We start from the raw sequence: 16,871 nt of genomic DNA, 5'->3' as shown, positions 1-16,871 counted from the left end.
TCTACGGGGAGCCGCGGCGCCAGTCGGGCTCCGTTACCGGCCGCCCGCCGCCACCCGGGCAGCGGTCAGGGCAGCCCGTGCGCATTCCTCGTCCTGTTCCGGCAGTGCTCCGCTGACTCCCACGGCCCACATCGGCTGCGCGGCGGAATCGATCACGCCGCCGGCCAAGACAGTGGGCTGGAAGGACAGCTGGTCGGCAATCAGGGGAATCAGGCCGGGGAACCGTGCATCCAGGTTCGCGAGGACGGAGGTGTGCTTCTTCATGGCGGCAGCCGTCTGCGCTTTGGCACGGGCAACCCCGGGTGTGAACCAGGATGCGCCGTCGCCCCGGATCGTCAGGAGCTCGTGACCGGCGGCATCGACGACACAGACGCTCACGTTGACGCCAAGCTCCCGTGCTTTGTCCAGCACGGCCTCGGCAAGGATCCGGGACTCGGACAGGGTGGGAACAGCTGGCATGGACATACGTACGCTCCTTTTCGGGGGCGGACCGGGACAGCCGCGCCCCTGCGATCCTAGCGGCCGTGATCCTAGCGGTGTGCAGGCTCAGCGGTGTGCAGGCTCCCCGGACATCGAGTCCGCCAGCACGTGGTGCCGGCCCAGCGGCAGCATCAGCGGCTTGCCGGAGGACGGATCCGTGATCACCCGGTTCTCCATCCCGAACACAGTGCGCACGGTGTCCTCGGTCAGCACGTCCTCTGGCCGACCGGCGGCGTGCAGCTTCCCGCCGGCCACGGCCACCAGATGGTCGGCATAGCGGGCGGCCAGGTTCAGGTCGTGCAGCACCATCACAATGGTGGTGCCGCGGGAGCGGTTCAGGTCGGTGAGCAGGTCCAGCACCTCAATCTGGTGGCTGACGTCCAGAAACGTGGTCGGCTCGTCCAGCAGCAGCAGGTCGGTCTGCTGCGCCAGCGCCATGGCGATCCAGACCCGCTGCCGCTGCCCGCCGGAGAGCTCGTCCACGGCCCGGTCCGCCAGCGCCGCGGTTTCCGTGGCGTCCAGCGCGGCGGCGACGGCGTCGTCGTCGTCCTTGCTCCAGCGTGCAAAGATGCCCTGGTGCGGATGCCGGCCGCGGCCCACCAGGTCCGCGACCGTGATTCCTTCGGGCGCGATGGGCGACTGCGGCAGCAGCCCCAGCGTGCGGGCCAGCTGCTTGGCCGGAATCGAGTGCACGGCCTTGCCGTCCAGCAGCACGTGCCCGGAGCGCGGGGTAAGCAGCCGGGACATCGAGCGCAGCAGCGTGGACTTGCCGCAGGCGTTGGCGCCGATGATCGCGGTGACTTTGCCCGGCGGTACCACCAGGTCCAGGGAGTCGATGACCGTGCGGTCGCCGTAGCCCAGCGTGAGGTTTTCGACGTTCAGGGAATGGCTTGCGGTCACAGCGAGGCTCCTGCGCGGTTGACGCGGACAATGAGGTAAACGAGGAACGGGGCGCCGAGCACCCCGGTGATGATGCCCACCGGCATCCGGGTGCCAAAGGCGTACTGGCCGCAGAAGTCTGCCACCAGCACCAGCAGCGCTCCCACCAGTCCGGCGGGAATCAGCAGCGACGGGCCCGGGCCCACCAGGCGGGCGGCGATCGGCCCGGAGAGGAACGCGACAAAGGCGATGGGTCCGGCAGCCGCGGTGGCGAAGGAAATGAGCCCGACGGCGGTCACGATCACCACAATCCGGGTGAGGTTCACGCGCACGCCCAGGGCGGACGCGGCGTCGTCGCCCAGCCGGGTGACGGCCAGGTTTTTGGACTGGCCCAGCAGTACAGGCGTCAGTACCAGCATGGCGGCGAGCACCGGGAGCACCTGGTTCCAGGACGCGCCGTTGAGGCTGCCGGTCAGCCAGCGCATGGCCTCCTGCAGCTCCCATTCCGGCGCCTGGTTCAGCACATATGCGGTGACCGAATCCAGCATCGCGGCAATTCCGATGCCCACCAGGATCAGCCGGGTGTCCGCCACCCCACTCTTATAGGACAGCGCGTAGACGGCCAGCGCCACGATCAGTCCGGAGACAATGGCAAACGTGGACACCGCTGCGCCGCCGAGGCCGAGGCCCACAATGGCGAAGGCAGCGCCCCCTCCGGCGCCGGAGCTGATGCCGATGATGTCCGGGCTGGCCAGCGGGTTGCGCAGCATGGTCTGGAACGCGACGCCGGCCAGGCCAAAGCAGGCGCCGGTGAGCACGGCCAGTGCCGCGCGCGGCAGGCGCAGCCGTCCGACGGCGAAGGAGGCACCGGGCACGTCCTCGCCGAGGATCACGTTCAGCACGTCCGCCGGAGCATAGAAGGTGCGGCCGGCCATCAGGCTCAGCGCGAAGACGGCCAGGATGCCGACGGCGAGCAGTGTGACCACCAGCCGATAGCGGCGGGCGGCGCCGGAGCGGACGCGGGCGACGGCGGCACTTGTGGTTCCGGTGCCGGCGGCGGTTCCCGGAGCAGCAGGGGTGGGGGTTCCCGTTACGGCAGCAGCGGCGGAGCTTGCGGGGTTCACAGGGCACGCACCTTCTGCCGGCGGACGATGTAGATGAAGACGGGGGCGCCAATCAGGGCGGTAAGGATGCCGACGTCGATCTCGGCGGGGCGGGCGATGATGCGTCCGAGCACGTCGGCGGCGGTCACCAGGGCAGCTCCGGCGACGGCGGAAAAGGGCAGCAGCCAGCGGTGGTCCACCCCGGCCAGCAGCCGGCAGGCATGCGGCACCACGAGTCCGACAAAGGCAATGGGCCCGGTGACGGCGGTGGACGCCCCGCAGAGAATGACGGCGCCGAGCGAGGCGGCGCCGCGGGCCAGGGCCACGCGCTCCCCCAGCCCGGCGGCCAGCTCGTCGCCCAGGGCCAGGGAGTTCAGGCCGCGGGCCGAGAGCAGGCAAATGGCGAAGCCGACCAGCAGGAAGGGCAGGATCTGGGTGATGCTCTCGTACGAGCCGCCGCCCACGCCGCCGATCTGCCAGGACCGCACGCCCTGCGCCATGTCGTTGCGCGGCAGCACAATGGCGCTGACGAAGGAGGCCAGGGCGGCCGACGTCGCGGCGCCGGCCAGCGCGAGTTTCAACGGGGTGGCGGGGCCGCGGCCAATCGAGCCGACGGTGTAGACGAAGACGGCGGTGACGGCGGCGCCGGCAATGGCGAGCCAGATGTAGCTGGAGGCGGCGGCCAGGCCGAAGAACGCCATGCCGGCAACAATGGCGAGCGAAGCGCCCATGTTGATGCCGAGAATGCCCGGATCGGCCAGCGGATTGCGTGTCACGCCCTGCATCACGGCACCGGAGAGGCCCAGGGCGGCGCCGGCGACGACGGCGAGCAGCGTGCGCGGAATCCGCTTGGCGACGGCGGCTTCGTCAAAGCCGTCGGTCGAACCGCCCAGGGCGGCAAGAATGTCGTTCCAGCCGACGTCGCGCGCTCCCACGGTGATGCTGGCGAGCATCAGGGCGGCGAGCACGGCGACGGCGGCCAGCAGCCAGAGCGCACGCAGGCGCCCCGGGCGCCGTCGTACCGCGGCGTCCGGGGCTGCAGGTTCCTTCAGTGTCACTTGGCCTTGGCAGCTGCGTCGGAGAGCAGGGCGAGGTAGTCGTCCAGGACCCAGGAGATCGCCAGCGGCGTCGGGTTGGCGGCGGTGCCCAGCGGGGTGTCGGGCAGCAGCACGATGGAGCCGTTGGCGACGGCGGGGATCTGCGAGAGCAGCGGATCGGCTTCCAGGGCGCTGACGAGTTCCTCGCCGCCGTAGCTGACAATCACGTCCACGTCGTTGAAGGCGTCGGCCTGCTCGGCGCTCTGCGTCAGGGAGAACTTGTCGGTGGCGTCGGAGGCGGTCTTGACGCTGCCGGCCACGGCCATGCCCAGGTCCTCGAAGAACATGGTGCGGGTGTCCTTCGTGGTGTAGAAGCTGACCTCGCTGAGGTCGGTGGTGTCCACGTGGGTCAGGAACATGGCGTTTTTGCCTTCGAGCTCCGGGTGCTCGGCGGCGGCTTCGGACATTTCGGTTTCGAGGTCGGCAATCAGCTCTTCGCCTTCCTGCTGCATGCCCAGGCCCTCGGCGTTCAGCTCGATCATTTCGCGCCAGGAGGTGCCCCAGGCGGTTTCCGGGTAGGCGACCACGGGGGCAATTTCGCTCAGCGTGTCGTAGTCCTCCTGCGTCAGGCCGGAGTAGGCGGCGAGGATGACGTCAGGCTGGGTGTCGGCCACGGCTTCAAAGTCGATGCCGTCGTTTTCGTCGAACAGCACTGGGGTTTCACCGCCGAGTTCCTCGAGCTTTTCGCTGACCCACGGAAGCAGGCCGTCGCCGTCGTCGTCGCCGTAGTTCGCTGCGGCCATGCCCACCGGGACGATGCCCAGGGCCAGCGGCACCTCGTGATTGGCCCAGTTGACCGTGGCCACGCGCTCGGGCTTGGTCTCGATGGTGGTGGTGCCCAGGGCGTGCTCGATGGTGATGGGCTCAAACGCGGAGCCGGTGGCTTCGTCGCTGCTGGCGGCCGGGGTGGAGCAGGCGGCCAGGCCGGCGGTGAGTACTGCAGCCGTGCAGACGGCGGCGATTCGGGTAAGGCGCAAGGTGGGGTTCCTTCGTCAACAGGAGGGTGCAACCCGGCTGGTACCGAAGCGAGCCGGGGCGCCGCACTGGTTTTAGGGTTGCCTAACAAATCAAGAGTAAGGCATGCCTAACCATACTTGTGACAGTTGTTACGACTGTGACGCCTGCGGGACGGAAGTATGTACCGGATGCGCCGTTGTTGCACTTTACCGAAGGCACCGATGCCGCGGCGCTGAGGGCCTTACCGGTCCGTGGTCCTTTCCAGCGGCTCGATGAGTACGTGGGCGCTGAAGAAGTTGTGGGACTCCTTCGAAGGCCACGGCCGTAGCCGCCAGCTCCAGCCGGTATTCCCCTGGGGTTAGTTTTTGAGCAACGTCTCGGTAATTGCTCTTAGTGACTCCGCGATCCAACTCGTAGTCTCCGCAATCCGAGGTGTCGATGAGGACTTTGTAGCTACCCGTCCCCTTTCTGGAGGTCCTGTGGTAGGGGCCGGCTTGGGTAACCGTGCAGTTGTGGAATGTACTGGGGTGAGTGTTGTTGTATTCCTGCATTGAAAGGTCAGTTCCCGGCAGGACCACAAAGATTCCGAGCATCAGCAAGCCGAGTGACCAGTAGCAAGCCGGATTTTGAGCGACTTTGGCTTCTTGGCTTCCTTACCCAAGGAGTCCTTGCGTGTTTGCGGTTCTCTGATCTCTTCTGGGGATGCACTTCCCGGATTCATGGTTGTCCATTCATGTGCGGCCGGACATAGTCCGGCAGGCTGCGGGCTGGATAAGGAAAATCGTCGGTAGGTCGAAACTACGGTAGATTTCCGCGGGGAGAATGCGCACCAGCAACACACCAGAATGAGGCCTCAAAACAATGCCCAGGTTTGATTACGTGAAACCGCCGGAAAACACGTCTGTGCCTTATAAGCCGAGGCATCCCGTCCGCCAGCGCAGACGTCCGCAACGCCCCCGGACCGGAAATTTGCGTCTTCTCTTTGAGCTCGCTCTGATCCTCATCATCGTTATCCTGCTTTCCGATGGCGGTAATGACGGAAGTTCCACTGCTGCTCCGGATGAGGAGGCGGTCACTGCCTCCGCGGAACCCACCGGGCCAGCTGCGGCGCCCGTTTTTCCCGGTGAGATGCGCGGCGATGTTGTGGGGCAGCCCGAAGATTCCCTCACCATCGACGGGCTCAGCGTCACCGCCTCGGAACTCTTTGACGGAAAGACGACGACGTATGACGATTCGCCGACCCTGTGTACGTCCACCACACTGAAGAACAACTCCGGCGCGCAGATCACGTTCGACACCTTTGACTGGAATCTCCAGACACCCGGAGGACTCATTAATTACACCGTTCAGTATGGAAGCGATAATCAGCTGGGCGCTGGCGGAAAAATAGCGCCGGGCGGCTCGACCGGCGGCGACGTGTGTTTCTCCAATGACGAAGCCGGTCCGGGGCAGTATGTCCTGCTTTACACGCCCCCTCTCACCTCCGACTATCAGCCGCCCTCCGGCCGTGCCGCCTGGCTCCATTTCCGGTAGAGCGGTTTTGCCCGGCCTCCGCAGCGAAAAGCGGGGATCACGGGCGCGCCCAGCTCAGGCTGAGGCAGCCGCGCGGATTCCAGGTGCAAGGTGCAGGGCATGCAGGGTCTCCAGGACCAGCTGCACCGGTTCGGTGCCGGCCATGCTGCGGCGCACCACCGCATAGATGGAGCGGACGGGAGCGGGGCGAACCACCGGGATCCGGCGGACGTTGGCGGGCAGCTGCTGGGCGCTCAGTGCCGGCAGCACCGTGATGCCGATGCCGGCGCTGACGAAGGCGATGGCGGTGGCATAGTCGTGGGCTTCGATCTGGAAGGTAGGGGTGAAACCCGCGGCCGCGCAGGCATCCAGCAGGTTTAGCCGGCACAGCCCGTGGGCGAAGTCGTTGTCCACCCACTGTTCCCCGCCCAGTTCCGCCAGCTCGATCTCCGTCCGGCCGGCAAAGGGATGATGGTCGGGCAGCACCGCAACGTAGGGGTCGTCCACCAGGTGGTGGGCGTCGAAGCCGCTGCCCGGAGTGATGCTCCCCTTGCGTCCGACCACCAGCTGGATATCGGGACGGTCCTCCGGGTCGTGAGCGACGTCGTCGCGCAGCTGGAGTTCCAGCCGGACGCCGGGCAGGTCGGTGGTCAGCCGCCGGGCCACTTCGGGCATCCAGGCGGCGCCGACGGATGCGAAGTAGGCCATGGACAGCCGCCCGTTCCGTCCGGTCCGGAGATCGGACAGCACCGCCTCCGCCTCACTGAGCCGGGCCAGGATCTCTTCCGCCTGCGCTGCCACCGCCAGCCCCGCCGCCGTCGGACGCAGGCCGCGGCCGGCACGCTCGAGGAGGGTGAGGCCGGTTTCGCGCTGCAGGATCGTGAGGTGCTGGCTGACCGCCGAGGGTGTGTACCCAAGGTTAGCCGCGGCGGCGGCCACGGAGCCGCTGGCCACCACGGAGGAGAAGATTCGCAGCCGGTGCATATCCAACATGCCGCTGACTCTACAGCTGTACTGAATTGTGGATCAAGAATCGGAACTGGTGCTAAAGCCCGGAGCGGGGAAGACTACAGGCATGACATCTACAGCGTCCCGCAGCATTTCCGTTTCCAGCGGCGCCACTCCGCGCCTGTGGGCCGCGATGGCGGTGACGGTGGCGCTGTGGGCATCGGCCTTTGTGGGCATCCGGTCCGCCGGCGCGGACTACTCCCCCGGCGCCCTGACGCTGGGCCGGATCGCGGTGGGGGCGGTGGCACTGATGGCCATTGCCGCGGTGGCGGGACGACGACGCCGGGTGGCTGCAGCGGCTTCCACCAGCGGGCCGGGCGACCCGTCGGCGCGCGGACGGCTCCGGGGCCGGGTCCTGGCCCTCGTGATTGTCTGGGGGCTCGCCTGGTTCGGGGTGTACAACCTGGTGCTGAATGCGGCCGAACGGCATCTGGATGCCGGCACCGCCGCACTGCTGGTGAACCTGGCGCCCATGATTGTGGCTGTGCTCGCAGGTTTGCTGCTGGGCGAGGGATTTCCGCGGCGGCTGATCATTGGCATGCTGGTGGCCTTTGCCGGCGTCGCCGTCATTGCGGCTGCGACCTCCACCGGGACCGTCGATCCGGTGGGTGTGGGGCTCGGCCTTGCCGCAGCCGTGCTCTACGGCGGTGCGGCTACCCTGCAGAAGCGGCTGCTCCAGTATGTGGATGCTGCCACCATGACGTGGATCGGGTGCCTGGCCGCGGCCGTTGCCTGCCTGCCGTTCCTCCCCGAACTGGTCCGGGAGCTGTCCGCCGCACCGCTGTCCTCCACGCTGGCCGTGGTGTATCTCGGGGTCTTCCCCACGGCGATCGCGTTCACCACCTGGGGCTACGTCCTGGCGCGGTTCAGTGCCGGCCGCACAGCCGCCACCACCTACGCGGTGCCGGCCGTGGTGGTGCTGCTGTCTTGGCTGTTGCTTCGTGAGGTGCCGCCGGTTGCGGCACTGTTCGGCGGGGCGCTGGCCCTGGCGGGTGTCGCGGTGGCTACGCTGCCGCGGCGGCGGACGGCCGCCGTCGTGCATTAGTCCTTAGCCGATACCGTCCCAAATGATCGGGCAGGTCCTGCAGTGTCCGCCTGCCCTTTGCTTAGAGCTCTATCCAGCCTTGGGTCAGGGCGAGCACAGCTGCAACGGCTCCGGCCACTGTCATGAGGAAGAGAACCAGCTCCCCTCCCCGGAAGACACGCCCCCTTGTTCCCGGCGCGCGATCACAAACAGGACGGTGCCCGGGGCGTAGAAGATCATCGACAGCAGCACCAGCGGCAGGCCGGCGGCGTAGACCAGGAACACCGCGTAAATGGTGGCGATGACGGCAATGGCCAGGTCGCCCCGCCGGACGCGGCGCGGGGCTCCTTCATACGTTTCCCCGCTCCAGCCGAGCTTGAGGGCGTAGAGGGCCGCGAACAACAGGGAAAACAGCGTCAGCACAGCTGTCATGTCCAGTGCGAAGTCAAAGGCGTCCTCGGAGAAGTACGTGATGACCATGACCAGCTGGCTGAGCAGGGTGCTCAGCAGCAGGGCGTTGACCGGGACATCGTCGTCGCTGACCCGGGACAGGAACCGCGGCATGTCCTTCTCCGTGGCGGCCACGTACAGGACCTCCGCTGCCATGAGGCTCCAGGCCAGGTAGGCCCCCATCACCGAAATGATCAGGCCGGCGCTGACGAACACCAGCCCCCAGGTCCCCACCCCCGCGTCCAGGACGCCCGCCATGGATGGTTGGCGCAGCTCGGCGAGCTGTTCCATCGGCAGGACCCCGTAGGAAACAATCGTGACCGAGGCAAAGATGGCAAAGACACTCAGAAAGCCAAGGATGGTCGCCCGCCCAACGTCCTCCCGCCGTCGGGCATGGCGTGAATACACGCTGGCACCCTCAACCCCGAGAAAAACGAAGACGGTCACCAGCATCGTGTTGCTGACCTGCTCGAACAACGGCCCCGTGTAAGCCGCCCCTGTCAGGTTTCCCGCGAAGACAGCGGGGTCGAACAGGAAGACGGCAAACAGCACGAAGACCAGGATGGGCACAACCTTGGCGATCGTGACTATCCGGTTGATGGCCGTGGCTTCTTTGATGCCGCGCCTGATCAGGAAGAAGAATCCCCACAATCCGGCCGAGGACAGCACGACGGCGGGAAGGGTGTCCCCCGCGCCCAGCTGCGGAAACAGGGCTCCCAGCGTGGACATGGTGAGCACCCAGTAGGTGACGTTTCCCACGCAGGCACTGGCCCAGTAGCCCGCTGCGGAGAAGAACCCTACATAGTTACCGAAGCCGGCCTTGGCGTAGGAGAAGATCCCCGCATCCAGCGCCGGCTTGCGCAGGGACAGCCGCTGGAAGACGAAGGCCAGCATCAGCATGCCGGACCCCGCAATCAGCCAGGCGACCAGCGCACCCCACACCCCGGTTTCCTCGGCGAAGCGCTGGGGCAGGGAAAACACCCCGGCCCCAACCATGGACCCGATCACCACGGTGGTGAGGGTCAGCAGGGAGAGCTTGGCCGCTGGAGCCTTCTCCCCCGGAGCAGGCGGATTAGACATGGTTCTCTTCCAATCGGGTGTGGCGGCCGCTGAGGCAACACGGGTTAGACAACAGTGGAGGAGCGGACCGCTTCCTGCGGGGGTATCCCCCGGCAGCAGCTCACCATTATCTTCTCAGAAGGCGGCGGCGCGGTCCGAATCGGCAGCCAGCGGCCGGCGGCGGATGCCGAAGAGGCGTTTCCACCGACGACTAACCCGTCGGCGCCGCCGCGCAGCAGGCTCGTCGTCGCCGTCGTCGTCAATCCTGGTCAGCTCTGGTTAGTCAATCCCGTCGCGGATGATCGGGCAGGTCATGCAGTGCCCGCCGCCGCGGCCGCGGCCGAGCTCGGCGCCAACAATCGGGATGACCTCCACGCCGGCATTGCGCAGCGCCGCGTTGGTCTGGGTGTTGGGGTCGTAGGTGAGCACCACGCCGGGCTCCAGCGCGACGGCGTTGTTGGCACAGCCTAGAGTCACTGATGGCAACGCCTCCCCTGTCGCTCCTGTGTGATCCACGCCGACGTGCAGTCAAGGGCAGAGCGCGAAGCCCTAAAGAAAAGATGCTTCAGAATCTGCCCTATGCCAACCTGAGTAGCCATCTCATCAGACTTCGGCATCTGGGAGCCGCTTGAGTATCGCTATTAGCGACTCGATGCATAGCAAGGCGAATCTAAACGACGAAAATGCCTGGCAGGTACAGGCAACACGGCCAACACGGCCAACACGGCCAACACCAGGATGATGATGGACAGCCTGACCCACCGTAGATGTGCTTAGGCCCCAGAAGATCCACAACGATTCCTGACCTCATACACTGTTTCCGGCTTACATTCTGATTCTGATGACCGATAAGGTCCACAGGAAAAGTTCAATAATTGTCGATTGGAAAAGCGCCATGAGCACAGTCACCAACCTCGCGAACACTGTTATACGTAAAACCAAAATGAAAAGATGGATGTTACTTGCACTGATGCTAACAATTGTCGTTGCACTGTACGTTTGGCTGGGATTTTCCATTGCGGAGCACGCAACGCCCCAGTCTCACAAGGCATTCATAGCCGTCGGCACGGTTATCACAACACTTGGCGCTCTCATCGGCGCACTGGGCTCAACGGAACCATGGACAGGCAAGAGAGCGGAGGGCTCAAGCAAGGGTCTTCGCGACAGTGCAAAGTCATGGGGTGTTGCACTAGCCTTTGGGGGCGGATTTTTCCTAAGCCTTATTTCCATAATGGATGCAATAGGAAAATTTTCTCTCTAGACGACCCCAAATAGCATCCGGGAGTGGCCACCCAAATCCTCGAAAAGGTGTTGCAACGTGGCAGCTGCAAATGTGCGTTACGGATAAACAACGGCCACAGCGAGGCGGCTACATCAATCGGCTCGCCCCTATAACTTTGCTGGCTTCCACTGGTGTATCGGGAGAGCAAGGGGATTACCGCGACGGACGGATCTACCTCCGATCGTTATCCATGCGCGTTTCTCTCGATGGATCGTGTCTACGTGGGAACGTTTGCAACATGGGCGAGGACATGTGGTCGGTCCTCTGACACGCGTTAATCGATGGGGTCGCGGATAATCGGGCAGGTCATGCAGTGCCCGCCGCCGCGGCCGCGGCCGAGCTCGGCGCCGACGATCGGGATGACCTCGACACCGGCGTTGCGCAGCGCGGCGTTGGTCTGGGTGTTGCGGTCGTAGGTGAACACCACGCCCGGCTCCAGGGCGACGGCGTTGTTCGCGCTGTCCCACTGCTGGCGTTCGGTGGCGTGGTAGTCCCCGGCGGTCTCCACCAGGCGCAGCTGCTGGTACCCCATCGCTTCGGCGACCACGTCGACAAAGCGGCGGTCCCGTTCGTCGCGGATTTCCAACCCGGGGGCCTTGTCCGAGGGGTGGATGGTGAAGGGATGGATGCCGTCCACGATAGCCGGGTGGATGGTGGCCAAATCCCGGTCCGCGAAGGTGAACACGGTGTCCAGGTGCATTGCGGCGCGCAGCTTGGGCATGCCGGCGACGACGATCCGTTCCGCCGCCTCTTCCTTGAAGAGGGCCTGCGCGAGCTGGGTGATGGCCTGCCGGGAGGTCCGCTCCCCCATGCCCAACAGTACGGTGCCGTTGCCCACGGGCATCACGTCGCCGCCCTCCAAGGTGGCCTGGCTCCAGTCCTTTTCCGCGTCGCCCCACCAAATCTTCGAACCCACGTAGTCCGGGTGGAACCGGTAGATGGCCTGCATCAGCAGGGTCTCGTCATGCCGGGCCGGCCAGTACAGCGGGTTCAGGGTCAGCCCGCCGCCGATCCAACAGGTGGTGTCGCGGGTGTAGAGGGTGTTGGGCAGCGGCGGCAGCAGGTACTCCGGCCGGCCGGTGGATTCCCGGACCAGGCCGACGTAGCCGGAGAGGTAATCATCGGGAAGGTCCGACGTCGTGAGCCCACCGATAAGGATCCGCGCCAGCTCCGCGCCGGTCAGTGAATCGAGGTACGCCCGGGTGCCGGGCACCAGCCCGAGCCCGACCCGGTTGGCGATGATTTTGCGGTCCAACAGCCAGGTCCGTGCCTCGGGCAGGTCCATGGTCTGCCCGAGCAGGTCATGGAGTTCGACGACGTCGACCCCGCGGCTGGTCATCTTGTTCACGAAGTCGGCGTGGTCACGCTGGGCGTTTTCCACCCACATCACGTCATCGAACAGCAGGTCTTCCCGGTTGGTCGGGGTGAGCCGTTCATGGGCCAGGCCCGGCGCGCAGACAAGGACCTTGCGCAGTTTTCCGACCTCCGAGTACACCCCGTAGTCGGCGGCGTTGGGTGCGGAGGTGGCGGGAAACATGTGGTTCTCCTTGGTATTCAGGTGAGTTTTTGCAGGCTCAACAGATGTGGAGGACGGACTTTTTGTCCATCCCTCCACAGATTAGGAATTAGTGTCCGCGCTCTGCCTGCTGGGCCTGCTTGCGGCGGCGGAGTGCCTCGTTGACGGCGGGATCGTCGAGCGCAGCGAGCCACTTGAGCAGTTCAGGTCCGGCAGCGGGATTGGCGGCGACGGCGGGGCGGGCCTTCGGCTCATCGGTGGCCAGTTCCTGCAGCCGCAGGCCGGGGGTGCCAGGGTCTTCGGCTTCGGCCAGGATCGCGACTTCGGCCGGGTCCACATCCCGCGGCCTGGCTGCTGATGCTCCGCCGTCGACGATGTCTGCCGCCGGAATGTTCATCAGCGGTGTCGTCCGCTTAGTTGAAGGGGCATTCTCGTCAGCGGGATGTTCCTGCATTTCGTTCTGCATCGGATCTCCTTAGTCAGTAGCCTTACTTCCATCCTTGCAGAAGGTACGGCGGGCTCCGAATCCTGAGCGCACCGTCAGATATGTGTGGGCTTCACTATCGCCATGGCTATCAGGCCACCGACACAGCAGCTACCTATACTAAAAAGTAGTGCTGCACAGCGGAACCGACGCGAACTAGTGGGAGCTCAGATGGGGTTCAGGGCACGGAAATCGTTCAAGATCGCACCAGGCATCCGGATGACGGTCACCCCTAAGAGCGTCAGCGCTGGCGTCAAAGGAGCCAGGATCTCAGCCAACAGCTCCGACCGCGTGACCCACACTGTGGGCATCCCCGGTACGGGCATTTATCACACGGAAACCCTGTCCTCCGGCCACACTCGACGTCGGCGCCAGTCCGCAGCGGCCGCCAAACGGGGTTCGAATCCTAAACCGGGTGCCGCTCCTCAAACGTTCCGGTTCCTAAGGCCCCAATTCCAGGACTCTTCACACCCAAGTGGGAAAAGGAACTCCATAAGGCCATCCTGGGAAAACCCGACTTCGCGTTTTTGGCCCGCATCGGTGCCGACCACCCGTCTGCCCGTCCTTTGGCTTCCCTTCTGGAAGCAAGCTTGGTTGCCCTTCCAGCTGGGGATACGCAGCGTGGGCTCGAGCTGCTGACCTGGTTATTCGGTATTGGGTACGACCCAGCCAGGGATGACTTCGTCCAAGAATATCTGCCGGACGCCTCGTTCACCCTGCCCATCGCGGACGACATCACCGTCCAGCTGCCCACGGACCGGAACCTCATCGGACTGCTGCTGGCCGAGCTCTACCAGGAAACCGGCAGCATCCCGGCCGCCGTCGACGTCGTCGAACAACTCGAACCGAGCACCGTTACCGCTGTCTCTCTGGCCGAGCTGTACATGCAGCAGGGACGGTGGAATGACGTCGTTGACCTCGCTGAGGGACTCATCAACGAGGATGAGGCCGCGACTTTCCTGCTGACCCAGCGCGGCATCGCGTTCCGTGAGCAGGGCTATTTCGAGGCTGCCCACGCGGCATTAAAAGAGGCGCTGCGGATTCGATCCCGGCCGGCCGATCTGCACCATCGCACCCTCATTGAGCGAGGACTGACCTACCTCCGCGAAGGCAAGCGTTCGATGGCCAGGAAAGATCTCGAGAAAGTGCTCGCTGAGAACAGCGCATACCCGGGCCTGCGAGAGCACCTCGCGAATCTCCACGAGCGACCGGGGCGCGACCCTCTTGTGGCGCTATTAGAGTTTTCATCCCCGGCACAAAGTGATTCCTCCATTGTGGCGATTCAAGGGTTCAGGAAACTTAGCGGGCTCCATAAGGCCCTCTCTCAACAGCCGCTTTCGCAACGACTCTGGCAGTTACAGCTAGCCCATGAACGCCTGCTCGTACAACGCAGCTTGACTTGGCACTAGTACTCCCGAGACTCGGAGGAGGACACTTCCATCGAAGTAGTGGTATTCAGTCCCGAAGGCCGGCCCCATGCTGCGCAGCGTGTCCTGAATATAGGTCGATCGAGTTTGAGCATCTTCAGCATTGGCAAAAACCTCGACCACCGCTCCGCCGTCAATGCCCGTCTGCGTGGGGTCAGCCGAAGCATCTGCAACCCATGCTGCCGTGACATATTGCCCGGGACGCCCGATCAGGTTGTTTGAGTCATTGTTTTCAGTCACTTCCGTCACCGAAGAGACCGAAGGGATGGCAGCCTGAAGTCGCTCAGCAACGGTCAATGCCTCTACCGGCTCCGGCGGCACTTCAGCCGGTTCCCCCGCTGCCGGCGATGTATGCGGACTGATCACAGTCGAGGTGGAAGGCTCCAGTTGATTTTCGGTGGATGGCCCGCCCTCCGAAGAGCAACCGGCTAAAGCAATTGCACCAAGAACAAAGAATCCTAAAACATGCTGCTTTCGCATTATTCCCCCAGTGTGTACGAAACCTTTTCCAAAGACTATCCGGTCCCTGGGATCACGATGACAGTACGACAGAGATTGGTTGAGTTCATGCCGCTATGACTGCTGTCAGGTCCTTTGCTCTACTGCTAGCCGCGTGCACCGTACTCATCGATGCACATGGGGCGTTGCCGGTCAGCCTGCCCTCCAAGAGCGCCAGCTACCCGCCGGGATCAACGACGAAGACGACGGCGGGCCCGGCTGCCGACTGAAACTCGTGGAACGTCCCGGGCGTCAGCGCTGACGCCAGGGGTGAACTCCGAATGTTCGGGGAGGATGGGTAGAAGTTGCGCTTCTGTGGCAAGATCTCAGCGGTTCGGCTCACTACAGGTGCCGTCGGGCTGCCGAAAGAGGATCCGTCCCATGCCCTCCGGCTTAGCCGACTTCGTCGGCTAGCTTCCAGATCTCGAGCCACACTCATTCAAGAAATCAGAATCGGCAACAGGGGCTTGCGGCATCGTTTGACATCCGAACAAACTTGTGACACCGTTGCTAAAAGCAGCTCGGATGAGCAGCTGGAAATAGAATCCTGAGAAGGCTTCTGGAAGTACAGAAATAATGTGCATTTTCTTACCCAGACCGTCTTCTCCTTACCTACGTAAGGAGTTTTTTTATGCCTATCGAAACCCTCTCGGCCGATACATCTACGATTATCAAGTTTGAAGACGCGTACGAACAGTCCTATCAGGGCATCCTCCGCGTTATCGGGCTGGCCAAGATTAGCAGCCTCATCGCCACAATTGATTCGATCGATCTTGAAGCCAATCCAAGGTCATCGCGTGTAGGACCCATTACAGCGGCCATACGCGAATCGATAGAATCCACCCCGGAAGTACTGCCGTTCAAAACCAAAGGCGTACTCCTAGGCGCCTCAAAGTTCGAGAGGCTGCAGCGACACCGCTACCGGCTGTCTTTCCAAGATATAGGCGTCGAGGGAATCCTTGACGGAGGCCACAATATGCTCGCTTTCGGCCTCCATATCTTGGATCAGGCGGGTGTACTGAAGCAGTCAAACAAGCCAAAGAACTGGACTGACTTTAAAGCCATCTGGCATGCTAACCGGTCTTCTGTAGAGACACTCCGGAAATCCAGTGAAGAAGATAAGTCGACTTGGGATGCCGTTGTACCGGTCGAAGTCCTCCTGCCAAACGATCCGGACAGCCCCGAAGAAGTAGCAAAGTTCAATAATTCACTCTTGGACATCTGTGCCGCGCGAAACAACAACGCACAGCTGCGCTCTGAAACTAAATCCAATCAGAGTGGTCACTATGAATACCTCAAGAGTCAGCTGCCGGATTCATTGAATGCCTCGATTGAGTGGAAAACCAATGATGGCGGCAAGATCAAGGTTGCAGACGTGGTAGCGCTGGCTTGGATCCCACTATCGCTTGTCTCACCGATGCCAAACGCCGACGATGGTCGTGTGGTCGAGCCTCCCGTAGCTCAGAATATCTACCGCAGCAAGGGCGATTGCATCGTTCGATTTGAGCGGCTCATGAGCTCTCCTTCCGTCAGCGAGAACAATGGGACGGATTACAAAGCCAAACTGGTTTCCAGAGAAGTGAAAAGTGCTCTAGGGCTGGTTTCGGACATCTTGGATGTCTACGACCTAATTTCAGAAAACTATGCCAAGGCTTACAACACCAACGATGGAAGTTTTGGGCGCATCAAGGCTGTGCAGAGTGTCAACAAGAGCGATAATCTGAAGACTAAATTTATGGGCCGTGATCTGGACACCCGGATCCCTGAAGGATTTTTGATTCCGGTTGTATACGGCCTGCGGTCATTGATGGAGCGCACAGATGAAGGACACATCCAGTGGAAGGTTGACCCGCGTGATTTCGTGAAACAAAATCTCCCCGCCATCATGGCAACGTTCAAGACGGTAATCACTCTGTCTAGCTGGGATCCTCAAAAGGTAGGTAAGGAGCCCGGCGCTTATATTCAGGCTGAAAACGCCTTCGAGATGGCGCTGTTGCGGTCGAGTTCAAAAGCGTAACCATCCCTGACCAGAGCGTCTAGGCGGGAGGAGGAATTAAGATGATTGTTCCCCCTCCCGCCTCTGTCACAGTGGCTC

General features: G+C 63.4%; 17 protein-coding genes and 1 pseudogene. 6 read left to right on the top strand and 12 right to left on the bottom strand.

Annotated features, from left to right (window positions below; translation table 11 throughout):
• Window positions 1-33: 33 nt before the first annotated feature.
• The 5 genes from M1D40_RS03435 to M1D40_RS03415 form a co-directional block, all read right to left on the bottom strand.
• Window positions 34-465 carry a GlcG/HbpS family heme-binding protein gene (locus M1D40_RS03435; protein WP_461170222.1) on the bottom strand — a complete coding sequence of 144 codons (432 nt, stop codon included), beginning with the start codon at window positions 463-465 and terminating at the stop codon, window positions 34-36.
• 81 nt (window positions 466-546) lie between these two features.
• Complete coding sequence (locus M1D40_RS03430; RefSeq protein WP_461170221.1) at window positions 547-1,380, bottom strand: ABC transporter ATP-binding protein; 834 nt, start codon at window positions 1,378-1,380, stop codon at window positions 547-549.
• Entirely contained in the window at window positions 1,377-2,483 is a 1,107-nt protein-coding gene (locus M1D40_RS03425; protein WP_461170220.1) for a FecCD family ABC transporter permease, read from the bottom strand. Before M1D40_RS03425 ends, M1D40_RS03430 begins: the two co-directional genes overlap by 4 nt.
• Window positions 2,480-3,520 carry a FecCD family ABC transporter permease gene (locus M1D40_RS03420; protein ID WP_461170219.1) on the bottom strand — a complete coding sequence of 347 codons (1,041 nt, stop codon included), beginning with the start codon at window positions 3,518-3,520 and terminating at the stop codon, window positions 2,480-2,482. Before M1D40_RS03420 ends, M1D40_RS03425 begins: the two co-directional genes overlap by 4 nt.
• The gene (locus M1D40_RS03415) at window positions 3,517-4,536 is read right to left on the bottom strand and encodes an iron-siderophore ABC transporter substrate-binding protein (RefSeq protein WP_461170218.1); all 1,020 of its coding nucleotides are present in this window, start codon (window positions 4,534-4,536) and stop codon (window positions 3,517-3,519) included. Before M1D40_RS03415 ends, M1D40_RS03420 begins: the two co-directional genes overlap by 4 nt.
• 949 nt (window positions 4,537-5,485) lie before the next feature.
• Between M1D40_RS03415 and M1D40_RS03410 the strand changes: the two genes are divergently transcribed.
• Window positions 5,486-6,049 carry a hypothetical protein gene (locus tag M1D40_RS03410; RefSeq protein WP_461170217.1) on the top strand — a complete coding sequence of 188 codons (564 nt, stop codon included), beginning with the start codon at window positions 5,486-5,488 and terminating at the stop codon, window positions 6,047-6,049.
• 54 nt (window positions 6,050-6,103) lie between these two features.
• On the opposite strand, the gene M1D40_RS03405 is transcribed toward M1D40_RS03410, so the two are convergent.
• Window positions 6,104-7,021 (bottom strand): LysR family transcriptional regulator, encoded by a 918-nt coding sequence (locus M1D40_RS03405; RefSeq protein ID WP_461170216.1) that lies wholly within the window; start codon window positions 7,019-7,021, stop codon window positions 6,104-6,106.
• A gap of 82 nt (window positions 7,022-7,103) precedes the next feature.
• Between M1D40_RS03405 and M1D40_RS03400 the strand changes: the two genes are divergently transcribed.
• A complete protein-coding gene (locus tag M1D40_RS03400; RefSeq protein WP_461170215.1) occupies window positions 7,104-8,081 on the top strand; it encodes a DMT family transporter in 978 nt (325 codons plus the stop codon).
• 120 nt (window positions 8,082-8,201) lie between these two features.
• On the opposite strand, the gene M1D40_RS03395 is transcribed toward M1D40_RS03400, so the two are convergent.
• The gene (locus M1D40_RS03395) at window positions 8,202-9,590 is read right to left on the bottom strand and encodes a basic amino acid/polyamine antiporter (protein ID WP_461170214.1); all 1,389 of its coding nucleotides are present in this window, start codon (window positions 9,588-9,590) and stop codon (window positions 8,202-8,204) included.
• A 258-nt stretch (window positions 9,591-9,848) separates the two neighbouring features.
• Window positions 9,849-10,028: pseudogene (locus M1D40_RS03390) on the bottom strand (arginine deiminase family protein); the annotation flags it as partial.
• A 436-nt stretch (window positions 10,029-10,464) separates the two neighbouring features.
• Here M1D40_RS03390 and M1D40_RS03385 point away from each other — a divergent pair.
• The gene (locus M1D40_RS03385; protein WP_461170213.1) at window positions 10,465-10,830 is read left to right on the top strand and encodes a hypothetical protein; all 366 of its coding nucleotides are present in this window, start codon (window positions 10,465-10,467) and stop codon (window positions 10,828-10,830) included.
• 295 nt (window positions 10,831-11,125) lie between these two features.
• On the opposite strand, the gene M1D40_RS03380 is transcribed toward M1D40_RS03385, so the two are convergent.
• Together M1D40_RS03380 and M1D40_RS03375 are read right to left on the bottom strand one after the other, a co-directional pair.
• The gene (locus tag M1D40_RS03380; RefSeq protein ID WP_461170212.1) at window positions 11,126-12,388 is read right to left on the bottom strand and encodes an arginine deiminase; all 1,263 of its coding nucleotides are present in this window, start codon (window positions 12,386-12,388) and stop codon (window positions 11,126-11,128) included.
• Window positions 12,389-12,476: 88 nt separating this feature from the next.
• Entirely contained in the window at window positions 12,477-12,833 is a 357-nt protein-coding gene (locus M1D40_RS03375; protein ID WP_461170211.1) for a variant leucine-rich repeat-containing protein, read from the bottom strand.
• A gap of 102 nt (window positions 12,834-12,935) precedes the next feature.
• On the opposite strand from M1D40_RS03375, the gene M1D40_RS03370 reads away from it, so the two are divergent.
• Together M1D40_RS03370 and M1D40_RS03365 are read left to right on the top strand one after the other, a co-directional pair.
• A complete protein-coding gene (locus M1D40_RS03370) occupies window positions 12,936-13,490 on the top strand; it encodes a DUF4236 domain-containing protein (protein WP_461170991.1) in 555 nt (184 codons plus the stop codon).
• Complete coding sequence (locus M1D40_RS03365; RefSeq protein WP_461170210.1) at window positions 13,442-14,260, top strand: tetratricopeptide repeat protein; 819 nt, start codon at window positions 13,442-13,444, stop codon at window positions 14,258-14,260. The genes M1D40_RS03370 and M1D40_RS03365 overlap by 49 nt, the downstream gene beginning before the upstream one ends.
• Here the strand turns inward: M1D40_RS03365 and M1D40_RS03360 are convergent.
• Both M1D40_RS03360 and M1D40_RS03355 read right to left on the bottom strand, forming a co-directional pair.
• Window positions 14,213-14,758, bottom strand: coding sequence for a hypothetical protein (locus tag M1D40_RS03360; RefSeq protein WP_461170209.1), 546 nt, complete (start codon window positions 14,756-14,758; stop codon window positions 14,213-14,215). The genes M1D40_RS03365 and M1D40_RS03360 overlap by 48 nt on opposite strands.
• 196 nt (window positions 14,759-14,954) lie before the next feature.
• On the bottom strand, window positions 14,955-15,119 hold the full coding sequence (locus M1D40_RS03355; RefSeq protein WP_461170208.1) for a hypothetical protein: 165 nt from the start codon (window positions 15,117-15,119) through the stop codon (window positions 14,955-14,957).
• Window positions 15,120-15,407: 288 nt separating this feature from the next.
• Between M1D40_RS03355 and M1D40_RS03350 the strand changes: the two genes are divergently transcribed.
• On the top strand, window positions 15,408-16,793 hold the full coding sequence (locus tag M1D40_RS03350; protein WP_461170207.1) for a hypothetical protein: 1,386 nt from the start codon (window positions 15,408-15,410) through the stop codon (window positions 16,791-16,793).
• Window positions 16,794-16,871: the final 78 nt, after the last annotated feature.

This window comes from Arthrobacter sp. Z1-15, assembly GCF_054792395.1.
The sequence above is the reverse complement of the archived record's forward strand: the minus strand, read 5'-3'. Positions and strand labels throughout refer to the sequence as shown.